At 69.4% G+C, this 24,857-nt stretch carries 20 protein-coding genes; 13 read left to right on the forward strand and 7 right to left on the reverse strand.

Features of this window, described 5'->3' with window-relative positions; genetic code table 11:
* Window positions 1–90 precede the first annotated feature (90 nt).
* The 8 genes from AB0B28_RS00385 (at window position 91) to AB0B28_RS00420 (ending at window position 11,761) form a co-directional block, all read left to right on the forward strand.
* Complete coding sequence (locus AB0B28_RS00385; protein ID WP_360113994.1) at window positions 91–1,530, forward strand: TIGR02710 family CRISPR-associated CARF protein; 1,440 nt, start codon at window positions 91–93, stop codon at window positions 1,528–1,530.
* Complete coding sequence (locus AB0B28_RS00390) at window positions 1,527–5,303, forward strand: AAA domain-containing protein (protein ID WP_360113997.1); 3,777 nt, start codon at window positions 1,527–1,529, stop codon at window positions 5,301–5,303. Before AB0B28_RS00385 ends, AB0B28_RS00390 begins: the two co-directional genes overlap by 4 nt.
* Window positions 5,300–6,457 (forward strand): hypothetical protein, encoded by a 1,158-nt coding sequence (locus AB0B28_RS00395; RefSeq protein WP_360114000.1) that lies wholly within the window; start codon window positions 5,300–5,302, stop codon window positions 6,455–6,457. Before AB0B28_RS00390 ends, AB0B28_RS00395 begins: the two co-directional genes overlap by 4 nt.
* Before the next feature lie 133 nt (window positions 6,458–6,590).
* Window positions 6,591–7,583, forward strand: a complete 993-nt coding sequence (locus AB0B28_RS00400) for a phospholipase D-like domain-containing protein (RefSeq protein ID WP_360114003.1) — start codon at window positions 6,591–6,593, stop codon at window positions 7,581–7,583.
* Window positions 7,584–7,677: 94 nt separating this feature from the next.
* Window positions 7,678–8,661 (forward strand): LacI family DNA-binding transcriptional regulator, encoded by a 984-nt coding sequence (locus AB0B28_RS00405; RefSeq protein WP_360114006.1) that lies wholly within the window; start codon window positions 7,678–7,680, stop codon window positions 8,659–8,661.
* Between the two features lie 49 nt (window positions 8,662–8,710).
* Window positions 8,711–9,481, forward strand: a complete 771-nt coding sequence (locus tag AB0B28_RS00410) for a ThuA domain-containing protein (RefSeq protein ID WP_360114009.1) — start codon at window positions 8,711–8,713, stop codon at window positions 9,479–9,481.
* The gene (locus tag AB0B28_RS00415; protein WP_360114012.1) at window positions 9,478–10,596 is read left to right on the forward strand and encodes a Gfo/Idh/MocA family oxidoreductase; all 1,119 of its coding nucleotides are present in this window, start codon (window positions 9,478–9,480) and stop codon (window positions 10,594–10,596) included. The genes AB0B28_RS00410 and AB0B28_RS00415 overlap by 4 nt, the downstream gene beginning before the upstream one ends.
* Window positions 10,589–11,761: a Gfo/Idh/MocA family oxidoreductase gene (locus AB0B28_RS00420; RefSeq protein WP_360114015.1), complete on the forward strand. Its 1,173-nt coding sequence runs from the start codon at window positions 10,589–10,591 to the stop codon at window positions 11,759–11,761. The genes AB0B28_RS00415 and AB0B28_RS00420 overlap by 8 nt, the downstream gene beginning before the upstream one ends.
* Window positions 11,762–11,791: 30 nt before the next feature.
* On the opposite strand, the gene AB0B28_RS00425 is transcribed toward AB0B28_RS00420, so the two are convergent.
* The 3 genes from AB0B28_RS00425 to AB0B28_RS00435 form a co-directional block, all read right to left on the reverse strand.
* Complete coding sequence (locus AB0B28_RS00425) at window positions 11,792–12,946, reverse strand: erythromycin esterase family protein (RefSeq protein ID WP_360114018.1); 1,155 nt, start codon at window positions 12,944–12,946, stop codon at window positions 11,792–11,794.
* A gap of 84 nt (window positions 12,947–13,030) precedes the next feature.
* Entirely contained in the window at window positions 13,031–13,387 is a 357-nt protein-coding gene (locus AB0B28_RS00430) for a hypothetical protein (RefSeq protein ID WP_360114021.1), read from the reverse strand.
* 84 nt (window positions 13,388–13,471) lie between these two features.
* Window positions 13,472–16,612: an AAA family ATPase gene (locus tag AB0B28_RS00435; protein WP_360114024.1), complete on the reverse strand. Its 3,141-nt coding sequence runs from the start codon at window positions 16,610–16,612 to the stop codon at window positions 13,472–13,474.
* A 104-nt stretch (window positions 16,613–16,716) separates the two neighbouring features.
* On the opposite strand from AB0B28_RS00435, the gene AB0B28_RS00440 reads away from it, so the two are divergent.
* Genes AB0B28_RS00440 through AB0B28_RS00450 form a run of 3 tightly spaced genes read left to right on the forward strand, consistent with a single transcriptional unit; the run spans window position 16,717 to window position 18,798 of the window.
* A complete protein-coding gene (locus AB0B28_RS00440) occupies window positions 16,717–17,184 on the forward strand; it encodes a hypothetical protein (RefSeq protein WP_360114027.1) in 468 nt (155 codons plus the stop codon).
* Window positions 17,181–18,383: an MFS transporter gene (locus tag AB0B28_RS00445; RefSeq protein WP_360114030.1), complete on the forward strand. Its 1,203-nt coding sequence runs from the start codon at window positions 17,181–17,183 to the stop codon at window positions 18,381–18,383. The genes AB0B28_RS00440 and AB0B28_RS00445 overlap by 4 nt, the downstream gene beginning before the upstream one ends.
* Before the next feature lie 28 nt (window positions 18,384–18,411).
* Complete coding sequence (locus AB0B28_RS00450; protein ID WP_360114033.1) at window positions 18,412–18,798, forward strand: DUF1232 domain-containing protein; 387 nt, start codon at window positions 18,412–18,414, stop codon at window positions 18,796–18,798.
* 84 nt (window positions 18,799–18,882) lie between these two features.
* On the opposite strand, the gene AB0B28_RS00455 is transcribed toward AB0B28_RS00450, so the two are convergent.
* The gene (locus AB0B28_RS00455; protein WP_360114036.1) at window positions 18,883–19,440 is read right to left on the reverse strand and encodes a winged helix-turn-helix domain-containing protein; all 558 of its coding nucleotides are present in this window, start codon (window positions 19,438–19,440) and stop codon (window positions 18,883–18,885) included.
* A gap of 67 nt (window positions 19,441–19,507) precedes the next feature.
* Here AB0B28_RS00455 and AB0B28_RS00460 point away from each other — a divergent pair, with 67 nt between their 5' ends.
* Window positions 19,508–20,077, forward strand: a complete 570-nt coding sequence (locus tag AB0B28_RS00460; protein ID WP_360114039.1) for a dienelactone hydrolase family protein — start codon at window positions 19,508–19,510, stop codon at window positions 20,075–20,077.
* Between the two features lie 10 nt (window positions 20,078–20,087).
* On the opposite strand, the gene AB0B28_RS00465 is transcribed toward AB0B28_RS00460, so the two are convergent.
* A complete protein-coding gene (locus tag AB0B28_RS00465; RefSeq protein ID WP_360114042.1) occupies window positions 20,088–20,828 on the reverse strand; it encodes a class I SAM-dependent methyltransferase in 741 nt (246 codons plus the stop codon).
* Between the two features lie 76 nt (window positions 20,829–20,904).
* Window positions 20,905–21,831: an alpha/beta hydrolase gene (locus tag AB0B28_RS00470; RefSeq protein ID WP_360114045.1), complete on the reverse strand. Its 927-nt coding sequence runs from the start codon at window positions 21,829–21,831 to the stop codon at window positions 20,905–20,907.
* A gap of 165 nt (window positions 21,832–21,996) precedes the next feature.
* Between AB0B28_RS00470 and AB0B28_RS00475 the strand changes: the two genes are divergently transcribed.
* Complete coding sequence (locus tag AB0B28_RS00475; protein WP_360114048.1) at window positions 21,997–22,593, forward strand: TetR/AcrR family transcriptional regulator; 597 nt, start codon at window positions 21,997–21,999, stop codon at window positions 22,591–22,593.
* 64 nt (window positions 22,594–22,657) lie between these two features.
* On the opposite strand, the gene AB0B28_RS00480 is transcribed toward AB0B28_RS00475, so the two are convergent.
* Window positions 22,658–24,703, reverse strand: coding sequence for an endo-1,4-beta-xylanase (locus AB0B28_RS00480; RefSeq protein WP_360114051.1), 2,046 nt, complete (start codon window positions 24,701–24,703; stop codon window positions 22,658–22,660).
* Window positions 24,704–24,857: the final 154 nt, after the last annotated feature.

The raw sequence follows: 24,857 nt of genomic DNA on the forward strand, positions 1-24,857 counted from the left end.
AACCGTGATTTGAGTCGGGTATCCGACAGTTCTCCACTTGCGGTAGAACCTGTGCTTCCGATATTCGGCGACCCGGGCTAATGTGTCCGGATGTCAGACCCCATGACAGCCAAGCGCAATCGTCTCCATCGCATCCTCCGCGGCGAGGAGCAGTACGCCGAAGGCCCGCCCGCCGAACAGGCTCGGCTGTACCGACACGAAGTGCTCCTGCCCGAATCGGTCCACCGTATTCGAGAAATGGTTGCGGAGAGCCCGCTCGAACCCGTGGACCTCCTGGTCAGCCTCTCCGGATTCTCTCCGGAGACCACGGTGTGCGCGGCTGCCTTTCTGCGCCCCAAGGAACTTCTAGTGCTGGTCTCCCATACGGCGCGAAGCGGCCTCAATGTAATCAAACGACACGTGGATCTGCCTGAATCCCATATCGACACACGTCGAGTCGATCCGCTCGATCCCGTGCAGATATACCGGTACATCCAGGACGAGGTGGATCAGTTCAAACGCTTCAACAACGCGAAGCGGCCACGTGTCGTCATCGACATCACCGGTGGCAAGAAGTCCATGTCGGCCGGAGCCGCTTTGGCCGCAGCACAACTCGACTCCGAGATGTGCTATGTAGACGGAGAGTATGATTCACTGCTTCGGCAAGCCGAGCCGGGAACAGAGCGGCTCGAGTTCATTCGAAATCCCACGAAACTGTTCGGCGACAAACAGATGAGCTCGGCGATGCTCGAACTCGCCCACGGCAATTTCGCCGCCGCCGAACGCAGCTTTGACGCGATCGCCGAATCCGCCCCCATTCCTGCCCGAGCGAGGTTCGGGCAGAGTCTTTCGGCCCTGTACGCGGCCTGGAGTGATCTCGATCAGTCACGGCTGCAACTGGCCGTGCCCGAGATGCGGCGCCGGCTCGACGACGGCGCCTATCAATGCGATCTGGACCTGAAGAAGCGGATCCATCGCCAACTGGACTTCCTCGACCAACTGGGGGAGGATGCCGAGGGCGAAGCCCTCCTGCTGAACTTCTATCTGCTCGGCAAGAACTACGAGGAGCACGACCGCAGAGAGTTCGCCGCGCTCCTGTACTACCGCACACTGGAGGCGCTCTTCGCGAAGCGGCTCTCGGACAAGGGCTTTTCCTGCTCCGCGCCAGACTGGTCGATCCTCGACGAGGACCACCAGCGATTCTTCGAGAAGTTCGCGGCCCTGTGCGAGCAGGTGTACGGCACGCGACCTGAATCACTGCCGTTGGACGTCGGCATGATGAGCGCGGCCATGCTGCTGCAAGTCATCGGCGATCCGTTCATCCGGCGGTTCGGCCTGAACTCGCCCTCGGCACTGAGCCACCTTCGTTCGCTCAGCTCCTCACGGAACCAATCCATTCTCGCTCACGGGACCAAGCCCGTCTCCAAAGAGCTCTGCGAGAAGCTGGAGAACTTCGCCCTCCGAGGCCTCCAGCAGTACTGGAACCTGGCGCACGAGGGAGAGAACGTAGACGACCTCGTTGCCGAACTCCGATTCGTGGACGGCCTGTGACCGACTCGATCTCGCTACCTGCGGGCTGGGTGGAGGAAACGGCCCGTCGCGCGGCGGCGCAGCTGCGCCCGGAGATCGCGTTGAGCCTGTACTACCGCGAACGCTGGGACTACCCAGACTGCACTGAAACGGCGGTCGTTGCCGATCTCGAAGCAGGAGCGTGGATCTCGACGTACAAGGGCCGAGACCGGTACCTGCTCGGGGGCGACAAGTACAAGATCGTGCTGCAGTTCGACTCCGGGACGCGTACCGGCCGCGCCCTGGCCAAGGTCCAGCGCATCGACCTGTACGACGGCGTGCCTCCGAAGAGCCGCATGCGTCCCTCCGTGCGGTTCGTGTCGGTCAAAGAAGAGGTGTTCTGCAACCTCAAGGCCATCGCGAGGGAGTTCAACAACGCGCAGAACGTCCGGGCCAGGCTCACCGATCCGCAACCGGTCCGGCACCTGCAGCGCCAAAGCGACCTGGAACGTCGAACCGAGGTCGCCTACCGACTGCTGTGGACGCAGTTCGGGCTGCTCAAAAGCCACTGGGATGGGAAGGAACGCTGGAAGTCGCAAGGCCGGTTGACCACCGAACCCGAGCTGGGCATCGTCTGCCCTGGCGATCGCGACATCCCCAAACTGGAGACGTTGTGGATTCGCGCCGGAGGAGGGAAGAGCGTCCGCGCCCGCGTCGCGGAAGTTGCCGGCGACACGATCCTGCTCGAACCCGACACCAACATGCCCTGGCCGAACGGCACCGCCGTCGAAGTCGAGGAGCACCTTCGGTACCCGTACCAGGCGAACCGTGAATCCGTTCAGCGACTGCTCGCTCGCGAATGCGCAGGACACTGGGACGACCTGGCGGCGTTGCTGTCCCGACCGGGAAGCCTCCGAGCCAGGAGGTCCGCGCCCGAACCGGCGATGTTCTACTGCGACTCCGACGGCGACCGCCTGGACGCCCACCAGCGAGCAGCGGTCACCGGAGCGGTCGTGAGCCCCCACGCCTACTTCATCCAGGGGCCGCCGGGAACCGGAAAGACCGCCGTCATCAGCGAACTCGTCAGGCAGTTGCACCGCATCGGAGAACGCGTTCTCCTACTCGCCCCGAGCAACGCGGCCGTCGACGAGGTCCTCAGCCGAGTCGGCGACAAACCCGGCGTGCACGCGCTTCGGGTCACCTGGCGAGAAGACCGGGTCGATCCCGACCTGCATCCCTACCTGTTCGACCGCATCGGCCACGACCTCACCCGACGACTGTCCCGCACCGAAGGCGGACGCCGCGCTTCGTGGACGGCACGAGAAACGCAGGCCACCCAGGCGATCGAGAACTTGCAGGAGATCGCGGCGGCGATCCGGGACGGACAGGAAGCGCGAACGGACCTACGCGAAGCCGAAGCGCGGTTGGAACGCATCAGAGACGACGCCGCCCGGAGCATCGACGCAAGGGAATCCGAGATCAGCGTCATACGCGCTGCGTCGGAGCGCACCGAGCGGACGGCCGCGACTGCCGTGAGCGAGGCCGCCGCCGCAGACGACCTGCTCACGCAATTCGATGCGACCCTGCAGGACCAGATTCGGACGGTGCGAGCCGTGCTCGACCCATTGCGGCAACAGGTGTCGACGTTGGACCGACTACAGGCAGCAGAACAACGCGAACAGACGCTGCTCCACGAATTGGACGAACGCGTCGGACATGAAACGGCGCGCCTCGACGCCCATTGGCGACTCTCCGAGGAACGCTGGGAGCGGGTGACCGCCTGGCGGACCGACTATCTGACCCGCCTCACCGCACTGCGGAACCAACGCGTCGGCCGCATCCGCGCGGTGCTTCGGGATCGCAAGATTCGACGCGCCGAGAACGTCATTCGCGATCTGGACGCGCAACTCGCGGCGTTCCGGTTCGAAGACCGGCACGCCATGACCGCCTCGGTGGAACTGCACGAAACCCGAACCGAGGCCGCGGGATTGCGGGAACGCCAGACCGACCGGATGCGGCAGATGGCGAACGCAAAGGCCCAGTTCCATTCCCTGTCGAAGGAACTCGCCGATCGACTGCGGGAACTCGGCGGCGAGGAGCAAGGACGCCCACCGGTCCTCGACCGGTACTGGAGCTTGTGGAGCCACCATTGCCGCCGCATCGAGACCCAACTCGAAGCGCTCCTCGGCAACGCGCCGACCGGACCGCGGATGCCGAAGGAACACTGGAACTTCGAGCCGCTCGTGCGCCGGCGCTCGCAGCTGACCCGGGCCGCCTCAGAGGCGCATGCGTACGCGGCGCAGTCCGTCGAAGCCCAGGTCCGTGCCGGAGCCGCGCTGCACGAGATCGTTGCGACGCTGAAGGCCGAGCGAACCGCCTTCACGGCCGAGTTCGACGAATGCGCCGGGGTTATCGCCGATGCGAGGAAACAGGTGTCCATAGCGGAGCGAGTGCTGATGGAACGCGCCGGCGGGACTCCGCCGACCGGCGACGCACTCCGCGAGCGCATCGAAGCACACACGGACGAACGCGATCGGCTCCGCGCCTACCAGCGCCTTCGAGCAGACTGGGAGCAGATGCTTGCCGAAGTCGGCCCGGACGGGGTTGCGGAGAACGTGCGCGACGCCTTCGTCCGCGGCACTAATCTCGTTTGCGCCACGACTGCAGGGATCGTCGGCAGCGGCAGCGATCCGGTCGCGGCGCTCGACTTCGACACCCTCATCCTCGACGAATCCAGCCGTGTCACCGACAGCGAGTTCCTTATCGGAGCGCTCCGAAGTCGACGCTGGGTCCTGGTGGGAGACGAGTGCCAGCTGCCGCCGCACGTCGACCGCGACGATGAACAGCACCTGCACGCGCTCGCGGCGATCAAACGATTGGGGCGCAAAGGCTTCGACACGCTCGAAGCCGCGGTGGAAAGCCTCAGCGGAACCTGGGACGACGACGACGAGGAGCTTCGGCAGATCCGTGTGGAGGAGGTCCAGGAAGCGGCGCAGGCGCTGCTCGACACGGGCACATGGGAGGCCGAGTACCGGGACCGGCTCACCAAGGTCAAGACGACGGACTTCCTCCGCGGCATGAAGACGCAGTTTGTGCAGAGCTTCTTCGCCAGAGCGGTGGCCCAGGTCGAGGACCGTCTGCGGACCAGACTTCTCGTACAGCGCCGGATGGCACCGGCCCTGTCGAAGGTCGTCCGTGAGCCCGTCTACCGAGGCGACTATCTCGACCCCGACGATGGGAGGCAGCCCGTACCGCTGACCACCGACACGTTCAAGAGCCCCGTGACCTTGGTCGACACCACCAGCCATCGAAGCCACGGCAACGACGAGATCCAAGGATTCGGGTTCATTAATCCACTCGAAGCTGACGCGGTCAAGTGGGCTCTGCGCACTTACGACCGTGAACTGGCTCTGGCGGGCTCGCCGGAGCGGACGTTCAGCGTGCTCTCGTTCTACAGTGCACAGGCGAAGCACATCGAGCAGAAGCTGCAGGGATTCAGGCCGAAGGTTCTGCGCCGCAAAGTGATCGGGCCTATCGACGCGATCCAGGGCCAACAGGCGGATCTCATCCTCATCAGCTTCGTCCGCCGCGCGGGAGTGGCGCCGAGGTCGACGTACGGACGCTGGTTGCAGGACCTTCGCCGTCTGAATGTCGCGTGCACCCGCGCCCGGCAGGCGTTGATGCTCATCGGCAACCGGCGCACCCTGGAGCGGCTGAACGGCGTATCGGAAGCGGAGGTCTTCTACCGCCATCTGTTCGGACTCTTCAACGGTGCCGACCCCGATTACGGTGTGGTCAGGGGCTTTCAGCGGTGAAGTTGGCACACGGGTGGGACGAGTCCGGCACCGGCGCGAGCGGGCCGGAGGGCATCGCGATCGTCTCGATGCTGCTGCCGATGTACGCCTGGACCGCGCCGGTCGTGAAGAAGGTCGCCACTGCGATGACGCCCTTCGAACGGTTCGTCCTCAAGGCCGCGGCGGAACTTGAGACGCTGACGGCCGTCGACCTGGTGGAGATCACCGAGCTGCCGCACGAGGTGGCCGCTCGAACCTTGCACCGGTTGCGAGGAGTCGGGGTGCTCGTCGCCGGCGAGGAGACCGAGCCGAGGTTCAGCCTGGAGATCGAAGCCGCAGCGCAGGCGCTCGAACAGGCGGAACTCTACGAGCTGCGCCGTGACCGCATCCGGCTCTGCTATCTCTCGGAAACCGACGAGCTGTTCGTCATCGACCGCGGGCGGTCGCTCCCGAGGGCCAAGCCCGTGGGCAAGGCCCCGATGCACCTGTCCGCGGCGGGCAGGGCCCGCTCCGAGTTCCTCGACGAGCGGATCGCCGAAGGTCGCGTCATCGGCCTTCCGGGCGAGGTCGTCGAAGCCGTGCACGATGACGCCGATCTGCCTCCCGAACTGTGCCCGGTGTATCGCTGCGAAGGAGGCCTGAACGGCAGAGAGCTCGATCTGCGGCTCCTAGACGAGTCGAGGAAGCCGCAGCCGTTCCGGATCGAAGGCGCGGTCGCCCTCGGGTCTCGTTTGGAGTCGCTGCTCGACGCGATGATCGAGGAGTTGACGACGCAGGGTTTCGCGCCGACCGGATCGCAACGCGACGGCGCACGATGGGTACTCAACGTGTCAGGCGAGCAGGCGTTCAAGCTCATCGACGAGGAGATTCGGCTGGCAACCCCACTGCGGCGCACGGTCGCGGACGAGGAGGCGATGATCGCCACCACTGTGGAGTTCGAACCGGGAGACGAGCAGGCGGCCGCACTGTTCTCGCTCGACCTGGCCGTCTCAGCCTTGCGCGCGATCGACCTCAAGCGCCTCGGCATCGAGGACGTCGAGGCGGCGATCACCCTCGCGGCCGAGCACCACCAGCCTGCCCCCACGCCCGAAGCGGTGCAGGCCGAATTGTGGCGCCGCCGAGATTTCCAGCGAGTCTACGCATTGCGAGCACCAGTTGACTTCGACTACGACTGACCCCGGTCCGTACCGGAAAATCCACGACGGCGCCGGCCGCAGCCCGTTCACGCCGACCGGCGCTTCCGCCGAGGAATCGGTCCGCCACGTGCTCACATACTGCGGCGGCGGCTCGACCATCCGATCCGCCCTCATGGACCTGATCGACGGCGCTGAGCGCAAGGTCTTCGTGGCGACCTGGATGGTCGGTGACCCCGAACTCCTCGACACGCTGTACCGCGCGGCCGACCGGCTCCAAGGCGGTGTTTACGTCATCGCCGCGATGAACGAACGCGACCTGGCGAAGGCATACGACGAAGAGGACACTGAGGTCGCTCCGGCCGAGCGCATGCGTGAACGCAAGCAATTCGAGGCGTTGACCCAGAACGGGATCGCCGTGCGCACCTACAACGGCTGCCACGCCAAGTTCGTGGTGGTCGACGACCGCTCGGCGCTGGTCTCCAGCGCCAACCTCGTCCCGAGGGCTCTGGACCTCACCGGCGAGAACGGCGTGCTCCTCACCGACCACCCCGAGGCCGAGCGGGCAGCCCGGCTCTTCGCGCGCCTGTGGGCGGACTGCGAACAGGAGCTGCCGTTGAGCGGCGACCGGGTGCTCACCGACGTGCGCGGACCGCGCACGCACTGCCGGCTCGAAGCGCCGAACCCGGGCGAGAACGGACTGATCTGGACGCACGGTCGCGACCATCGCATTCTCGCCGCCGTACATGAACTGATCGCGGCCGCCGAGTCCGAACTCCTGCTCGCCACGTTTTCGCTCAACGGGATCGCCGACCATCCAAGCCTGCTGCTCGAACCCTTGCGGACGGCGGTCGACCGCGGAGTCGACGTCCGGATGTTGGTGCGTGGCCGTGACCGGCCGGACCATCTCGATGACGCCGCGGCGTTGGCCGAAGCGGGCGTGAACCTGTTCCCATGTTCGCTCAACCATGCAAAAGGGATCATCGCCGACCGTGAACGCGGCGCGCTGTTCTCCGCCAACTTCGACGCAGCCCACGGATTGACCGGCGGCGTCGAACTCGGGATGCGGCTCGACGGCACTCCGGCGCTGGCCGAAGCCCTCCGGTACTTCGAGCACGCCATCGCAGAGCACGATCGCGAGCTGATGCAGCCTGTCGACGGTGACTGATCGGGACATCGAGTCGACTCGAACGAATTGACGAGGCCTCGTGTTTATGCTTAAAATTCGCGGCGAAGGAGGCGGTGTGGGGCGGAAGGCGAGTATGGCCGATGTCGCGGCTCGGGCCGGGGTGTCGGTCATGACCGTTTCCAATGTCATCAACCGGCCGGAGGTCGTGGCCGAGGGGACGCGAGCGAAGGTGCTCGCCGCCATGGGGGAGTTGCGGTATCGGAACAACCTCGTGGCACGCAGCCTCCGGCTCGCGCAGCCTCGGCAGGTCGGGTACGTGCTGCCGTCCCCTGACGCGAGCGGGAACCAGTACATGGACGTGTTCGTGCACGACCTCGCGGTGTCCTGCCAGGCCAAGGACCGCAATCTCAGCCTCATCACCGAACTCGACACCGAAGCGCTCCTGACCGCCTGCGAGGACCTCTACTTCGGACAGTCCGTGGCCGGGTTCGTGATCGCGAACGTGGGGCCCGAGGACCCTAGGCCGGTCGCCCTGCATGAGCGCGGCATCCCCTTCGCCGCCTACGGCCGCACCGCCGAAGCGTTCGCGACCCCGTGGAGCTGGGTCGAGGGGGATGCGGCCCTTGGGATCGAGCTGGCTGTCGACCATGTGGCCGAGCGCGGGCACACCGAGCTGGCGTTCGTGGGGGCCGACCACTCCAGCATCACCATGATCGAACGCGAGCGCGGCTACACCGAGGCGTGCGAGCGCCTCGGGATCGCCGCGCACCGCATCGTGCACTCCGGCGGCGACCTCGCCTCCGGGGTCCGCATCGGTGCCGAGCTCCTCGACGCCCCCTTCCCGCCCACCGCGATCATCTGCCGCGCCGACCAGCTCGCCGCCGGGGTCGTCATCGCGCTCCAGGCCCGTGGCCTCGTGCCCGGCCGGGACGTGGCCGTGACCGGTTACGACGACACGCCGCTGACCTCGTTCGGCCCGGTGGGCATCACTTCGATCCGCCAGGCCTCCGGAACGATCGCCGACGCGCTCGTCCGCCTCGTGATCGAGCAGCCCGAGGCCCCCGAGCACCTCGTGCTCCCACCGGAACTCGTCGTCCGCTCCAGCACCGGGGCCTGACCCCGGCCAGATTTTAAGCTCACAATCCGAACCAACACAAGGAGACCGCATGACCAGCGCACCGATCCGGGTCGTCGTCTGGGGCGAGAACCGCCACGAACAGCTCGAACCCGAAGTGGCCGAACGCTACCCCGACGGCATGCACGGGGCGATCGCCCAAGGGGCCGGGGCATGGCTCGGCGACAAGGCCGTGATCACCACGCACACCCTCGACGAACCCGAGCACGGCCTCACCGCCGACGTCCTCGCCGAGACCGACGTGCTCGTGTGGTGGGGCCACGCCGCCCACGGCGAGGTCGCCGACGAGGTGGTCGAACGCGTCCACCGCCACGTCCTCGCGGGCATGGGCCTCATCGTGCTCCACTCGGGACACTGGTCCAAGATCTTCGTGAAGCTCATGGGCACCACCTGCACCCTGCGCTGGCGCAGCAAACACGACCGCGAACTGGTGTGGACGGTCAACCCGCAGCACCCCATCGCCCGCGGCATCCCCAGCCCGATCGTGATTCCCGAACAGGAGATGTACGGCGAGTACTTCGACGTGCCCACCCCCGACGAACTCGTGTTCATCTCCGGCTTCTCCGGCGGCGAGGTCTTCCGCTCCGGGATGACCTACCGCCGCGGCTTCGGCCGGATCTTCTACTTCAGCCCCGGCGACCAGGACTTCCCCGTCTACCACCACCCCGACGTGAACCACGTGATCGCCAACGGCATCGAATGGGCCCGTCCCGACCGCGAAAGGCAGACCCCCACCCTCCTGCGCTACGAGACCGACGACTTCTTCAACGGCCACGGCTACCAGGGGGCGTTCGAGCGATGACCTTCCACCGCATCGACACCGAAGGCCCGCTGCGCCTGGTGGTCGTCGGCGCCGGCGGCATGGGCCGGGCCTGGACCCGCGCCGTCCAAGCAGACCCCGCGACCGAACTCGCCGGGATCGCCGACCTCTCGCCCGAAGCCGCCGCCGCGGCCGCCGCCGAGATCGGCCTGCCCGACCTCCCGAGAAGCCACGACGCGGTCGAACTCGCCCGCCTTACCGGCGCGCACGCGATCGTCAACGCCACCGTTCCCCAAGCCCACCATTCGGTCACGACCGCCGCGCTGTTCGCGGGCCTGCCGGTCCTGGGGGAGAAGCCCGTCGCCGCCACCGTGGCCGAAGGCCTCTCGCTCGCCGCCGCGGCCGAGCACACCGGGCAGCTGTTCATGGTCAGCCAGTCCCGCCGCTACAACCACGGACTCCACCAGGCCAAGCAGCGGCTCAAGACCCTCGGCCCGGTCGGGATCGCGGCCGTCGACTTCTTCAAGGCCCCCCGCTTCGGAGGCTTCCGCGACGAGATGGCCAGTCCCCTCCTGCTCGACATGGCCATCCACCAGTTCGACGCGGCCCGGTTCCTCCTCGACGCCGACCCCGTCTCGGTCTCCTGCGAGGAGCACAACCCGCCCTGGAGCTGGTACCGCGGTGACGCGGCCGCGACCGCCGTCTTCGCCATGGAAGGCGGCGCGCGCTTCACCTTCAATGGCAGCTGGTGCAGCCCCGGCTTCGAGACCTCCTGGAACGGCTCGTGGCGCGTCTCGGCCGAACTCGGGACCGTGCTGTGGGACGGCGAGGGCCCGCCGCGGACCGACCCCGAAGCGCCCGCCGACTCCACTCCCGACCCCGGACGGGAGATCGCCGGTTCCCTGCGCGAGTTCACGATCGCCCTGCGCAGGGGCCGGGAACCGATGGGGCGCGTGCACGCCAACGTCATGAGCCTCGCTATGGTCGAGGCCGCGACGCAGAGCGCGGCCACCGGGCGCCGGGTCGCGATCGACGACGTGCTCGCCCGCTCCCACGACGCCGTGCTCGCCGCCGAGCGAAGCGCCGAGGTGCGAACCGTACTGCAAGCGTGGACATCCGTTCGCGATGCCCTGAACCAGAGGAGCCGCAATGCCTGAACCCCAGACCCTCAGCGTCGGCATGGTCGGCTACGCGTTCATGGGCGCGGCCCATTCGCACGCGTGGCGCACCGCGCCGCGCTTCTTCGACCTGCCGCTCGCGCCGCGCATGGCCGCGATCGCCGGACGCGACGCCGAACGCGTCTCCGCCGCCGCCGACAAGCTCGGCTGGGAGTCGGCCGAGACCGACTGGCACCGCCTGATCGAACGCGACGACATCGACCTCATCGACATCTGCGTCCCCGGGAACCTCCACGCCGAGATCGCGATCGCGGCCCTCGAAGCGGGCAAGCACGTGCTCTGCGAGAAGCCCCTGGCGAACACCGTCGAGGAGGCCGAGCGCATGACCGCCGCCGCCGAGGCCGCCAAAGCCCAAGGCACGCTTGCCATGTGCGGCTTCAGCTATCGCCGCACCCCGGCGCTGTCGCTCGCGAAGCGGATCGTGGAGTCCGGCGCGCTCGGGCAGATCCGCCACGTGAGGGCGCAGTACCTCCAGGACTGGCTCACCGACGAGAACGCGCCCCTGACCTGGCGACTGGACAAGTCGAAGTCCGGTTCGGGGTCCCTCGGGGACATCGGCGCGCACATCATCGACGCGGCGCAGTGGATCTCGGGCGCGAACGTCATCGGTGTCTCGGCCACCTTGGAGACCTTCGTCAAGGAGCGCCCGGTCGGCGGCGAGTTCGTGGGCCTGGGCGGCCACGGCGGCACCGACGGCCCGCGCGGCCCGGTGACGGTGGACGACGCGGCGCTGTTCACCGCCCGCTTCGAGGGCGGCGCGGTCGGCGTGTTCGAGGCGACCCGCTTCGCCACCGGCCGCAAGAACGCGATGCGCCTGGAGCTCAACGGCTCCAAAGCCGCGCTCGCGTTCGACTTCGAGGACATGAACTCGCTGTGGTTCTACGACGCGGCCGAGGAGCCCAACGCGGGCTTCCGCCGCATCCAGGTCACCGAGGCCGACCACCCCTACACCGGCAACTGGTGGCCGGTGGGCCACGGCCTCGGCTACGAGCACGTCTTCACCCACCAGGTGGTCGACCTCGTGGAGGCCATAGCGAATCGCGAGCAGCCCACACCGTCCTTCGCGGACGCACTCGGGGTCCAACGCGTCCTCGCGGCGGTCGAGGCCAGCGCCGCCGACGACAGCCGCTGGACCGCGGTCTGAGAGCGGGGCCCGGCCGCGACCGGGCCCCGCTCAGAGCTGCGGGCTCTCGGTGATCGTGCGCACGAAGCCGAGGAAGTCGGCGGCCTGCCTCAATGACGGGACGTCGATGCCGTGCTGCTCGTCCTCGTCGGGGGAGTAGACCCCGGCGATGATGCGCAGCTTGACCGGGCCGTCGGGCCAGCCGTCGCCCAGAGGCAGCAGCACCTCGTCGGCGCCGCTGTCCAGGAGGGTCTTCTCGACGTAGCCGTTGCCGGGCTCGGGGATGGCGACCTCGCCGCCGCGGATCACGCCGTGGCCGAACGCGAGGAGCACCGAGACGTACCCGCTCCCGAACCGGTCGCGCAGCAGCCTTCCCGCGGAGCCGAACGGCTTCCCGGGATTGACGGCGACCTCCACGTCGCTCAAGATCCCGGTGAGCGCGAAGCCGTCGAAGTAGACGATCTTCTGCCCGGTCCGCTCGTGCGCGGCGATGATCCGCGCCGCGATCCCCTTGGCGATCTCCCCGAAGTCGGGCATGGCGGCCACCGAGTTCGCGTGGAAACCGCGGATGTCGTCGGCGAGCGCGACCGCCTCGGCCTTCCCCTCGCCCTCGGGCAGGGCCCGCACCAGGTCGAGCGCCTCACCGGCGAGGTGGACGAAGGGCCGGCCGGGGTGGATGCCCTGGTGGGTCTGGATGTGCTCGTTGACGTCGTGCGCGGTGCGGACGACGTCGTATCGCTCCCTGAGGGACTCGACCGCCGCGGGGTCGAGGCGCTCCGCGAGCGCGACGACCCGGTCGTAGTCCTCGGGCTCGGTCTCCCTGGGGCCGTTGCCGACGAAGCGCACCGGCGAGTCGGGGTGCGCCTCGTTGAACTCCCGCGCCCACTTCAGCATTTCGGCGTTGGCCTCGGTCCGGTTCGGCAGCCACCCGGACAGCACCACCTCGCGCAGGTCAGAGCGCCGCCCGAGCGCGTAGTCGTCCATCCGCTCGGCCACGTTGGCGCTGTCGGGGATCACGATCACCCGATACTCGGCGTCCTCGACCAGGGTCTTGACGAGTTCGACGCGGTGCCGGTCGATCTCGGCCGACTCGCGAGTGTTCTCGCCCAGGGCCACGACCTGGCTCTTCCGGGCCGCGGCCACGACGGGCCCCCAGCCGTTCAGGTCCTGCGCGTGCGCTTCGATCCATGCGGTGCCGGTGCTCATGAGGCTCTCCTTCATCGGTGTTGCTTCCACCGGCAACGCTACGAACGCATCGACTGGCCCGGCATCCGTCGCCCGACCGGGCCATCACCGGTCGAGCGCCGCGAGCATGCCCCGCAACGACTCCCGCAGCTCCTCCCGGGCCGCGTCGTCCAGCTCGACCCGGTGCAGCGTCCCCGCGGGCAGCCACGACAGGCCGTACGCGATGTCCCGCGCGCTGGTGGCCCCCACCGGCCAGCTGGTGCGCTCCGGGCCGTCCGCCTCCGCGCCGCTCGCCCACGCGCCGAACGCGGCCTTGAACTCCGCGAGCGGCAGGTCGACCACCGCCACCGCGTCCCTGGTCTGCGGCCCCCAGGTCCGGGCGACCGCGACCAGCTCCTCCACCTGCGCCGCGCTCAACTCGCGCGGCGCGAACCCGACCCGCAGCGGCGTCGCCGCCCGCACTCGGTCCACTGTGGAAGACGTGACGGGTCGCCCGGCGAGGACTTTCGCGCAGTGGGCCTCAGACAGCGTCGATCGGTTCAGCGCCTAGAGCGTCCAGCGGATCGGGGTCTCGGGGCGGTAGGCGCACCTTGCGCCGGTGGCGATCGCCGCCGAGAGGTGTTCGTGCAGTTCGGGGTGCTCGCCGCGGAGTTTGCGCAGGACGTCGCGGATGCGGGCGGTGACGGTCTGGCGGGCGCGTTCGGCGTCGTCGCCGAGGCGGCGTGGGCGCCCGCCCAGGCCGGTGGTGCGGCGCAGTTCGTCCAGGAGCGCGGCGCGTTCCTCGTCGAGCGCGGTCGCCCGAGGCTCGTCGCCGCGCGCCTCGGCTCGGCGGATGTCCTCGTCGAGGCGCAGCAGGCGCTCGCGGTAGGCGCCGCGGGCCTGCTCGTCCAGGACCGGATCGGCCCCGAACGCCCCGGGGCCGGGGGCCTCCCGGCTCGGGACGAGCAGGTCGACGGCCGGGACCTCGACGCCTGGTCGTCCCAACAGGACTCGCAGGTCGTGGAGGCCCTTGGCGTCCTTCATGTGGACGGTGCGCCCGGCGAACCGCAGCGTCCACACCTGGCCTTCGGGGCGGAACACGTGATCGGCCTTGGCGGGAGGGCCCGCGGCGACCTCGGGAAGCGCGGCGGCCATTCCGAGCCGCGCGGCCTCGGCAGTCGCCTCAGCGAGCATCGTCTCGGCAGTCTGCTTGTCCCCGTTCGCGTCTCGCTCGCGCAGCGCCTGGCCGAGTCGGGCCCGGGCCAGGACCGACCAAGGCGGCGCGCCGAAGCGGTCCGCAGCTGCCGCCGCGGCCTCGAAGTACGCCACGGCGTCGTCCCAGCGCCCTTGCGCCGCGTCGATCCCGCCCGCCCACAACGACATCGGTCCCCACAGGGCCATGCCCCCGGAGAACACCGCCCAGTTGTCGATGACCGGCCCGAGCTCCCGGCGCGCCGGTGCGCACCACGCCTCGTCTCCCGAGGCCGCCGCCAGTTGCGCCCGGTAGACCGTGAGCATGGGCGCGAACCGCCCCGGCATCGCCTTGAGCCGGGCCTCGGCCTCGGGGAAGTGCCGCGCGGCGGTGTCGGCGTCGCCGCGGTGCGCGGCGGTGACGCCTTCCAGGACGGCCACGAACGGCTCGCCCGGCGTGGTCGTCCTGGCGATCTTCAGCGCCTCTTCGGCGTTGCCGCGCAACAGTTCCAGCGCCCACACCTGGTCGCGCCAGACCCGGTGGCGGTCGACTTCGCCCATGCGCTCGCCCAAGGCTCTGGCATCGTCCATGTGCCGCCGGGCCGCCTCGAAGCGCCCCTGCGCGGCGGCCCGGGTGCCGCGCCGCGACACCGCCAGGAACCGGTGGCGAGGCAGCCGGGTGCGTTCGGTCAGCGCGGTGAACGTGTCGAGCTCGGCGTGCCCGGCCGCATCTCCCTGTTCAAGCAGCGCAAGGGATCGCAGGAACGCCGCCAGCGACTCCAGCTCGCCGTTCGCGGCGCGGCGGGCGGCGGCGGTGAGCTCGTCGAGGACGGCGATCCGGTCGGCCTCGCGCCCGGGCGTCCAGATCGCGTCGTGGTGGGCGAGCAGGCACCAGCCGAGCGTCTCGGCGTCGCCGTGTTCGCGCGCCAGGTCGACCGCGGCGTGGCCGAGTTTCTGCGCGTCGGCGGGATCGGTGCCGCGGTGGGTGCGCGCCATGCTGGCCGCGGCCAGGACCCGGGCGCGCAGGCCGTCGTCGCCTCCCTTGAGTTCGAGCCCGGCGAGCGCGTCGTCCATGAGCCGGATCTGGCCGTCGTGGTCGCGCTTGGTGTTCCCCATCCGGTGCAGCCCGAGCGCGGCGCGCGCGAACAGCTCGGCGTCGTCGCTGGTACGGGCGGTGTCGAGCACGGTCGCGAAGACCTCTCGGGCCGCCGTCATGTCACCGGCCCGGTCGAGCTGCTCGGCCAGCGCCAGTTCGATCCCCGCGCGGGCGGGGCCGTGCCCGATCGCGTCCAGCGCGGCCCGGTAGTGCCTGACGGCCTCCTCCGACGCGAGCCGGTCGCACGCGTCCCCCGCGGCCGCGAGCAGGTACTCCGCGGCCTCCGGGCCGGGCAGGAGCGGCACGGCCAGCCGCGCGTGGCGCGCGAGCGCGGCCGGGCTCAGCTCCGAGGCCTCGCAGGCGCGGATCACCGCGAGGTGCGCCCGGCGTCTGCGTTCGGGATCGAGCGAACTGTAGAGCGATTCGCGTACGAGGTCGTGGGTGAACGCGTACCCGTGTGAGCCGAGGCCGACGAGCCGGGCCGCGAGCGCCGGTTGCAGCAGCGCGTTCGCTTCCGCCCCAGGGGACACCACGGCGTGGGTCGCGCTCAGGAGCCGCTCGGTGAACTCGCGGCCGATGACCGCGGCGGTGGCCAGGACCGCGACCACGTCGTCTGGGAGCAGGTCGAGGCGCCTGCGGACCGCGTCCCGCACGCTCGCCTCGGCCACGGCCGCCGATCCGAGCTGCGCGGTCTGCTCCACGAAGAACGGGTTGCCGCCGGTGCGCCGGTGCACCTCCTCGACCAGGTCCGGGCCGGGCTCGGTGCCGGTCGTGCGCTCGATGAGGGCGCCCACCTGCGCCGCGTCGAGCCCTGCGAGCCGCACCGTCTTGGCCCGGGCCGCCAAGGGCGGCAGGATCGCGGCCGCGCGGTGGCCGGCCCGCACCTCGACGTCGCGGTAGGACCCGATCATCAGCAGCGGCTCGAACCAGGTGTGCCGCACCACGAAGTCCAGCAGCCGCAGCGACTCCGAGTCGGCCCAGTGGAGGTCGTCGAGCACGAGCACGGTCGGCTTGGAGCGGGCGGCGCTCACGAGCAGGGACGCGAACGCGTCGTGGAGCTGGAAGCGGGCGTTGTCGGCGCCCGCGGGCGGCCCGGCCTCGCCGAGCAGCACCGGGAGGCTCCCGCCCGCGGCCTGGGACACCGCCGACCACTCCGGGAGACTCGCGGCCCCGGCCAGGCCGCGCACGATCTGCACCCACGGCCAGTAGTCCGGCGCGCCGTCGCCCTCCCAGCAGGCCGCATTGAGGACCCGGGCCCCGCGCGCGGCGGCGTCCCGGGCGGCCTCGGCCAGCAGCGCGGTCTTGCCGATCCCGGCCTCGCCGGTGACCAGGACCAGGCCGCCTCGCCCGTCGAGGACCTGCGCGACCTGGGCGGCGAGGACGGCGGCGGGCTGCTCGCGTCCGATGAGGGAAGGGGGCACGCGCCTCTCCGATTCGTCGCTGTACGGGCTGTGAGATCCGATCTCACGGCGGCGAGTGCGGTTCTCGCGCTCGAAGGGGTGAACCCGACTCTACTGGAGGCATCATGGGCCCTGAGGATTCCCGCCGGCACCGGCTGCGCGTCGCCGTCATCATCGGCAGCGCCCAGGAGGGCCGCAGCGCCGACGCGGTCGACGGCTGGCTCGCCGCGAACGCGCGGCTCGCCCACTTCGACCTGGACCTGATCGAGGTCCCGCTCCCCGCCGACCTGGCCGCACCCCCGATCTACCGCGCGGACGCGTACCTCGTCCTCGCCCCCGACCGGCCCGCCCGCATGAGCGCTCCTGCCGACTCCGCGTGGCACGCCAAGCCCGTCGCGTTCGTGCCCTACTCCGGCGTCCACTGGGGATGCCAGGTCGCCGAGCGGCTGCGGCAGGCGTTCGCCGACCTCCACGCGACGGCCATGCGCGACTTGAGGAACGCCGGCCGAATGCGTGTCACTGCCGCGACCATGCTCGACTGGCTCGAAAGCCGCTCGGCCACACTGTTCGCCACTTCGGAGCGCACCGCATGAGCCAGGCGACCGAACTCGACACCGCCGCGCCGCGCACGGGCCGCGCTCCCGCCGTGGCCCTCGCCGCGCTCGCCGGGCCGATGTCCTTCGGCATCACCGGACCCGCACTGGTGCTCGGCGACATCGCGCGCGACCTCGACGTCACGATCCCGGCGGCCACCACCGTGGTCACCGCGTTCGGCTGGGGCATCGCCGTCGGCACGCCCACGATGGGCGCGCTCCTGACCCGGTACGGCCCGCGCGTCGCACTCTCCTTGTGCTCCTTGCTGATCGCCGCCGGAGCCGCGCTCGTGCTCGCGGTCCCGGCGCTCCCGGCCCTCGTGGTCGGCTCCGGTCTCCAGGCCCTCGGCTCGGCCGGGATGGTCGTGGTCGCGATGAGCCTCGCCGCTTCTCCCGCGGCGATGGGCGCGGTGACCTCCTCGCTCGCCGGGGTCGGCGCGGTCGCGCCGCTCATCGGCATCCAGGTCAGCGCGGCCCTGTCGTGGCAGGCGGTGCTGGCGATGACGCTCCTGAGCCTCATCGCGGTCCCGTTCGTGCTCCGATCGGTGGGCCGAGGCACCGAAGTCGAGGCGCCGCGCTTCGACGCGTGGGGCGCGCTGCTGCTCACCGCGCTGGTGACCGCCCTGGTCTTCGTGCCGCAGCGGCCACTGCCCGCGCTCGTCGCGGTCGCCGTCACCGCGGTGCTCCTGGCCGCCCACCTCCGCCGCAGACCGCACGGGTTCGTGCCCGCCGACCTGCTCGCCAACCGCGTGTTCGCCGCCTCCGCGGGGATCGCGTTCGTGCTGGCCGTGGCCAACTTCGGGATCGTCTACGCCGCGCCCGGCCGCCTCGGCGACCTCACCGCCTGGACCCCCGGCCAACTCGGCCTCGCCGTGGCCGTCCCCTACCTCTTCGGCGGCGTCACGTCCTGGCTCCTGGTGGCCCGCTCGGCCCGCCTGCGCTATCCGACCCTGATCACGGCCCTGCTCCTCGCCTCCGCCGCGGCGGTCGCGGCCGTCACCCTCGGCAACGCCCTCGTCCCGCTCCTGTTCGCGGGCATGGCGACCGGCTCCCTCGCAGCGGCCACCGGCCAAGGCGCCCTGGCCCTACGAGCCACCAAATCCACCTCGACCCAATCCGCCACCGCGATGGGCCTGTTCAACCTCTGCTACCTCCTAGGCGCCGCGTTCGGCCCGGCAATAGCGGCCCTCGCCGTCTGACCCGCGCCGGTTTGCGAGAATCGCTTGCGTGCGTGAATGGCTGGTCGGTCTCGCGGTGCTCCTCGGAGCACTGGTCGCCTCGTGGGCACTGCTGTTCGTGCTCGCGAGGCGACTCCCGCCGGGACTGCTGCGGGACCTGGCCGCGTTCATCCCCGACTGCGTGACCACGGTGCGCCGCTTGCGAAAAGACCCACGCGTACCCAAACGCGCCAAAGCCGCGATCATCTTCGCCGGAATCTGGGTCGCGAGCCCGATCGACCTCATCCCCGAATTCATCCCCCTGATCGGCCCCCTAGACGACATCGTGGTAGTCGCCCTCTGCCTGCGCTACGCAGGACGCAGCGTCCCCCGAGAACTCCTCCTCACCGCCTGGCCCGGCGAACCCCGCCTCATAGAACGCCTACTGGGGCGCTGACGATCATGTGCCCGAAGGAGTGCTAGCCGGGGACGGTGTCTGCGGTGTCGGTGACTGATCCTGTCCTGGCGCGCGCAAACGCCCCTACTCGGTGTCCGGGAGGGTCGGGTGGGCGGTGGGGTAGATGCCGACCGCGAAGCCGTAAGTGGTGTCGCCCGACCTCGGGAGGCGTTCGAATTCGTCCACCAGTTCGGCCATGCGGTCCCAGAATTCGGAGGCCTGGTCGCGCGAGATGCGCGCGTGGCGGATGAAGCCCCAGAGCCGCCCCTCCTCGAACGCCGCGGCTGATTCGCGGGCGGCCACTTCGAAGTCGTTGAAGTCGCCTGAGCTCGCGGTCTGGGAGGGCTCGGCCGCGATGTAGAACATGCGCGCGGTGCGGCCGTAGAAACGCTCCTCGATCGCCCGCACCTTCCGCGTGCGCACGACCTGGAGCAGGCCGTTGCGGGCGAGCACGTCGACATGGTGCGCGACCGTGCTCTTCGGACGTTCGAGCGCGGTAGCGAGTTCGGTGACGGTCGCGGCCCGCTCGTGGAGGAGTTGGAGGATCGTGGTGCGGAGCGGGTGGCCAATGGCCTTGACTTGGGACGGCTCGGTCAATGCGATCCGGTCGGCCAGTTCGTAGCCCGGGGGGTTGTCCGTCATGACAGATCAGACTAGCATCGCAGAATGATCCGGAATATTCGATCAATCGGAAAGAGGCTACGACGACATGGCTGAAGTGCTGCTTTACCACCACATCCAGGGCCTGACGGACGGCGTGCGCGCCTTCGCCGACGACCTGCGGGCGTCCGGGCACACCGTCCACACGCCCGACCTGTTCGGCGGCCGCACGTTCGACAGCATCGAGGAAGGCTTCGGATTCGCGCGCGAAACAGGCCTCGAAGCGATCCGCGAACGCGGCGCCGCCGCGGCCGACGAGCTCGGCCCCGGGCTGGTCTACGCCGGATTCTCCTTCGGCGTGACGATCGCCCAGCGCCTCGCGCAGACCCGCCCCGGCGCCCGCGGGGCCCTGTTCATGGACTCCTGCCTCCCGGTCACCGAGTTCGGCGACGCCTGGCCGCAAGGTGTACCGGTCCAGATCCACGGCAAGGAAGGCGACGAATTCTTCGACGAGGACCTACCGTCCGCCAAGGCCCTCGCCGACTCCACCCCAGACGCCGAACTCTTCCTCTACCCCGGCGACCAGCACCTCTTCGCCGACGCCTCACTACCCGCCTACGACCCAGAGGCCGCCGCCCTACTCGCACAACGAGTAAGAGCCTTCCTGGCCGCAATCTGACCAACGGATCTCAGGGGGCTTCCAGGACTAGGAACAGGAAGCACAGGAACGCCGAGTCCGGGGTCTTGACCTCGTCGGGGAAGCGCTCGTGAGCCTCAGGTGCCGGGGGTGGTTCGCTGATGGTCTTGATGTGGAACCCGGCCTCGATGAAGGCCCCGGTGAGTGCCTGGAGTGGGCGGTGCCATTGCGACAGCAGGACCTTCTGGCCGTTGAAGTCGCACTCCAAGCCGTATTCGTGGGTGGCGAAGTAGTCGGCCTCGGGGTTGGTGTACTTGTAGACCCAGGGGTGGTTGACGGCCACGATGAGGCGGCCACCGGGGACCAGGACGCGCCGCAGCTCGGCGAGCGGCGCCGTCCAGTCCTCCAGGTAGTGCAGGACCATGCACGAGACCGCGTCGTCGAACGCGTCGTCGGGGAACGGCAGCGGATCCTTGAGGTCGGCCTGATGCAGGACGGCGTCCTCGCCGAGGCGGCGCCGGGCCAGTTCGAGCATCCTGACGCTGGGGTCGATGCCGGTGACGATCGCGCCTCGGTCCCGCAGCGCCTCGAACAGGGGCCCGGCCCCGCAGCCGACGTCGAGGATCCGCCGCCCGGCCACGTCTCCGGCCAGGTCCACCATCGCCGGCCGCGCGTAGTAGCCGTTGATGAGGTTGGACTCGGTCTCGGCGGCGTACGCCTCGGCGAAGCCGTCGTAGTCGCCGGTCGGGGCCCGATCGGCGGACCCGGCGGCGTTCTCAGCGTCAGAAGACATGCGGCCCATCCTGACACGACTCGCCCGCCCGAAGGCGGGCGACACCGAAGCACAAGCGGGGCAACGGTTCGCGGATCTACTCCAAGCCGTCCAAGAAGGCCTTGAGGTCAGCGGTGATCTCCTCCGGGTGCTCGCCGTTGATCGCGTGGGAGGCGCCCGAGTAGACCTTCACGGTCGCGTCCGGCAGCGCTTCCCGCGCGACATCGGCCGCCGCGTTCGCGTCGTGCATCCGTGAGTCCTCGGCCAGGATCGCCAGCACCGGGATCTCGGTGCTCTCCAATTGACTCTCGCTGATCCGCTGGGGCGCACCGAGTTTCAGCACGTAGGACTGCATCCCGGCCTCGATCATGTCCGCGATCGGCTCGTCCTCGACCGGGGCGTCGTTGGCGACCCAGCTGTTGAAACCGTCGCGCCAGCTCTTGGGGAACCACTTCACGCTCGCCGGGATCGACCGGAGCACCGCCTGGCCGGACATGTCCGAGAAGACCATCACCGGGTCAAGCAGGGAGACGCTCGCGACCATCTCCGGCCGGTGCACGGCCAGGTTCATCGCGGTCCAGCCGCCGATCGAGAGCCCGAACAGGTGGAACTCCTCCTCGGGCAGCTCCGCCAGCACCTCGTGGAGCCAGTTCGCGTGGTCCTCAGAGGTCTCGATCGGGCTCTCTTGCACGCTCATTCCCGGTTCGCCGAGCAGGTCGATCGTGTAGACGCTGCGGACTTCGAGCAGCCCGGGCAGGTTGTCGGCCCAGACCGGAGAGGCCGAAGCCCGGCCCGGCAGCAGCACCAGCGGCGCGGCCTGCGGATCGGCACCCTCGAAGTGGTACAGGCGGACCACGCCGTAGCCGGTCCGCACGTCGAGCGTCCGATCGGGCTCGGGCAGTGCGTCCATGGCCTCGTCATAGGCGGCCTTGAAGCGGTCTTCGGCTTCGGCCGAGCGGAAGTACCCGATCGGCGACGGGTCCCGCAACCCATAGGCGGCCAAGGCGATCAACACGATCGTCACCCTTCCGATCACTCGAGCGGTCCGGCTGTGCCACAGCCGGGAGAGTCCGTTGCGCATCAGTGCTCCCTTCGTCGAACCCCACTCTAACCGATCGGTCAATAATTTTACCGATCGGTCAGTTAGGGTATTGTCGGTTCGCGCAACCGGTCCGACGAGAGGGGTTCGATGGCAGCCACGGGACGCGGAGGGCGTCGGCCCACCATCACCGAACAGGCCCGCCGTTCGCAGTTCATCGAGGTGACGATCGAGCTGGTCGCCCGCCGGGGCTCAGCCGGGGCGTCGCTCTCCCAGATCGCCGAGGCCGCAGGGGTCTCCAAAGCCGCGGTGCTCTACCACTTCCCGACCAAGAACGCGGTCGTCGAGGCCGCCTACGAGTCCGTGATCCACGCCCTCGTGGAGCACGTCGAAGCGGCGGTGGCCGCGCACGAGGGCGCGTCGGCCGTGGAGGCGTACATCCGGTCGCTCGTGGCGTACCTGCGGGCGCGTCCCGACCACGCGCGCATGCTCATCGCGGGCATCATCGGCAGAGGCGACGGCCCAGGCGAAGCGAGCTCCCAGTCCCGCTGGCAGCCGGTCGCCGCATTCGTCGACGCGGCCAAGACCGCCGGAACCTACCGCGCCCAAGTCGATTCGCGGGCGACGGCCGTCATCGTCAACGGAGCGATCGACGGCATCGTGGCCCAAGGCCTCGACGACCCCGACTTCGACACCGCCCACGCAGCAGACGAACTCGTGAAGATGCTGAACGAGGCCCTGCGATAAGGGCTTTCGGCCCCAGCTCCCGCTGCTCGTGCCGACGCGACCGGCACGAGCAGCGGATTGCCACCTAAACGCACAGACTCTCGGCGTCGGGTTCGACCTCGACGTCCACTCTGCCGTTGCCTGGAGCGAACGTTGCGCAGCGGTCCGGTTCGGCGGTCCCGAAGGAATCGACGGCGCGGTAGGTCAGGGTCTGCCGGTCGGAGCGCTTGAGCGTGAACGGCCCGGTGTAGGTGACCCAGTCGCCCCCGTCGATCCGGTACTCGGTGCGCGCGAGCGTGGCCGGTGCGGCGGCCACCGCGTCCAGCGACACGGTCACCCAGTTGTTGCCCTGGTAACGCAGCGTCGTACTCGGCGCCTCCGGGGTACCGTTCGGCCAGTCCACGAGGAGCCGGTCGCCGTCACCGCTCACCTGCTCCACGGTGATGCCGTTGATCGAGAAGGCGTTGCCTCCCGCGCCGCCGCGGACGGCGAGGTTGCCGACGAGGGCGTCGGCCGGCTGGCTCCCGTCGAGGGTGATCTCCGTGACCAGGTTGTACGTGCCCATGTTGACCATGCCGCTGTTGAAGTACGCGGGGACGAACGTGGCCACCTCGTCGGCCCCGTACTGGTGGTCGTTGACCGCCGCGCCGTCGCCGCTGGTGTAGCCGCCGTTGGTGTTGTCCGCGACCCAGCGGACGCGGATCGAGGTCGTGCCCTTGGCGGTGTAGTTCACCGTGAGCCGGTAGGTCGCCCCCGGTTCGGGGTGGAAGGCGACCTCGCCGTCGTCGGTGGAAGACCACGGCCAGACCGAGGCGTCGTCGCCCAGGATGATGTTGGCGCCGCTCCAGGAGTCGCCCCTGGAGGTGTCGTAGACGTGGACGCCCGGGATGTCGGGCCGCTCGCCGCCTCCCGGAACCTCGATGTAGTCGTGCGTGGCGAGGAATTCGGCTGGGTAGAGGATGCCCAGCAGTGCGTCCTTGGCATGGCCGTCGTAGTCGTAGGGCATGGCGAACTCGCCGCCCTTCCATCCGGTGTGGACGTCGCGGACACCGGCCAGCTTCACGGCGGTGATCACCTGCGGGTTGCCCGTCGTGTTCGCCGGGCCGGCGGCGTACGCGCGGTAGATTTCGAACAGCTCGGCGTACTTCATGCCCTGGTTGTTCTCGTTCTCGGGAGTCAGGGTGCCGGGCGGGAGGGCGATGTCCATCTCGGTCACGTTGACCTCCACGTCGCCCAGCGACGCGAAGAGCTCGATGTTGCTCTCGACGGCCGTGACGTCGGTGTCGAGGTTGTAGTGGCCCTGCATGCCGATGACCTCGATCAGCGGCTTGCCGTTCGGGCGGACGCCTTCGTAGCGCTCGTTGATGTCCTTGACCATCTCGTAGACCACGCGGGCCTTCGCGGGGGAGTCCAGCCCGAAGTCGTTGTAGATGAGCTTGACGTCCCAGCCGGCCGCGTCGACCACCTCCGCGGCCTTGAGGAACGCGAGCTCCACCCAGTCGGGGCCGAGTGCCTGGTACCAGCCCTCACCCTTGGCCAGCGAGGCGCGCCAGTCGGACGGGTCGGCGGTGCCCACAGCCTCGTTCACCACGTCGATCGCCACGAGTTCGCCGCCGTAGCGTCCCAGGACCCCTTCGATGTGGGCGTTCATGTTGTCAAGCGCCACATCGGCATCGAAGGTGCCCGGCTGGTCGTAGCGGGCCGGGGGCGCGTCCCACATCCAGGTGGGCGACTGGGAGTGCCACGTCAGGGTGTGTCCGTAGAACTTCAGGTCGGGGTTGCGCTCGGCGTACCTGGCCATCGCCGCGTCCGCCGCGTCGAACGTGAACTCGCCCTTGACCGCCTGCGTGCTCTCGGGCTTCATCTCGTTGCCGGGGGTATAGGACTCGTAGTTGTAGATCAGGCCGTCGATCTCGCCGGCCCCGAAGATGCCGAACGAGAAGTAGTCCTGATAGGCCTCCTTCAGCGGCGTGTAGTGCTCGTACGTCTGCCCGGTGGGCGGGAGCCCGTCCGCCGCGGCCGCGGGAGGCGCGGCGGCCGCAACGCCGACCGCCATCAGGCACGCGAGCGCGGACGCGACGCCTCCGCGGGTCGCCCCCCTGGCTCGCCGGAAAGGTCTGAACTTGGGCATACGGCTCCTCGGATGAGGGCTCGCGGTGAGGGGCACGGGCCAGGGTAAGCGATTTCAAACATCAACATATCAACACCTCTCACATTGTCAAGTCGCTCGAAACCGCCACGGGCCTCGCACGGCAAGCTGTGCCACAGCGTCGATGGGGCACTGC

Source organism: Glycomyces sp. NPDC046736 (assembly GCF_040645615.1).
Lineage (GTDB): Bacteria > Actinomycetota > Actinomycetes > Mycobacteriales > Micromonosporaceae > Glycomyces.

What these genes read in the sequence shown, in the direction of transcription:
- AB0B28_RS00385 (WP_360113994.1), top strand. Translation starts at nt 91, where the DNA reads ATGTCAGACCCCATGACAGCCAAGCGCAATCGTCTCCATCGCATCCTC.
- AB0B28_RS00400 (WP_360114003.1), top strand. Translation starts at nt 6,591, where the DNA reads ATGGACCTGATCGACGGCGCTGAGCGCAAGGTCTTCGTGGCGACCTGG.
- AB0B28_RS00405 (WP_360114006.1), top strand. Translation starts at nt 7,678, where the DNA reads ATGGCCGATGTCGCGGCTCGGGCCGGGGTGTCGGTCATGACCGTTTCC.
- AB0B28_RS00410 (WP_360114009.1), top strand. Translation starts at nt 8,711, where the DNA reads ATGACCAGCGCACCGATCCGGGTCGTCGTCTGGGGCGAGAACCGCCAC.
- AB0B28_RS00415 (WP_360114012.1), top strand. Translation starts at nt 9,478, where the DNA reads ATGACCTTCCACCGCATCGACACCGAAGGCCCGCTGCGCCTGGTGGTC.
- AB0B28_RS00420 (WP_360114015.1), top strand. Translation starts at nt 10,589, where the DNA reads ATGCCTGAACCCCAGACCCTCAGCGTCGGCATGGTCGGCTACGCGTTC.
- AB0B28_RS00425 (WP_360114018.1), bottom strand. Translation starts at nt 12,946, where the DNA reads ATGAGCACCGGCACCGCATGGATCGAAGCGCACGCGCAGGACCTGAAC.
- AB0B28_RS00440 (WP_360114027.1), top strand. Translation starts at nt 16,717, where the DNA reads ATGGGCCCTGAGGATTCCCGCCGGCACCGGCTGCGCGTCGCCGTCATC.
- AB0B28_RS00445 (WP_360114030.1), top strand. Translation starts at nt 17,181, where the DNA reads ATGAGCCAGGCGACCGAACTCGACACCGCCGCGCCGCGCACGGGCCGC.
- AB0B28_RS00455 (WP_360114036.1), bottom strand. Translation starts at nt 19,440, where the DNA reads ATGACGGACAACCCCCCGGGCTACGAACTGGCCGACCGGATCGCATTG.
- AB0B28_RS00460 (WP_360114039.1), top strand. Translation starts at nt 19,508, where the DNA reads ATGGCTGAAGTGCTGCTTTACCACCACATCCAGGGCCTGACGGACGGC.
- AB0B28_RS00465 (WP_360114042.1), bottom strand. Translation starts at nt 20,828, where the DNA reads ATGTCTTCTGACGCTGAGAACGCCGCCGGGTCCGCCGATCGGGCCCCG.
- AB0B28_RS00475 (WP_360114048.1), top strand. Translation starts at nt 21,997, where the DNA reads ATGGCAGCCACGGGACGCGGAGGGCGTCGGCCCACCATCACCGAACAG.
- AB0B28_RS00480 (WP_360114051.1), bottom strand. Translation starts at nt 24,703, where the DNA reads ATGCCCAAGTTCAGACCTTTCCGGCGAGCCAGGGGGGCGACCCGCGGA.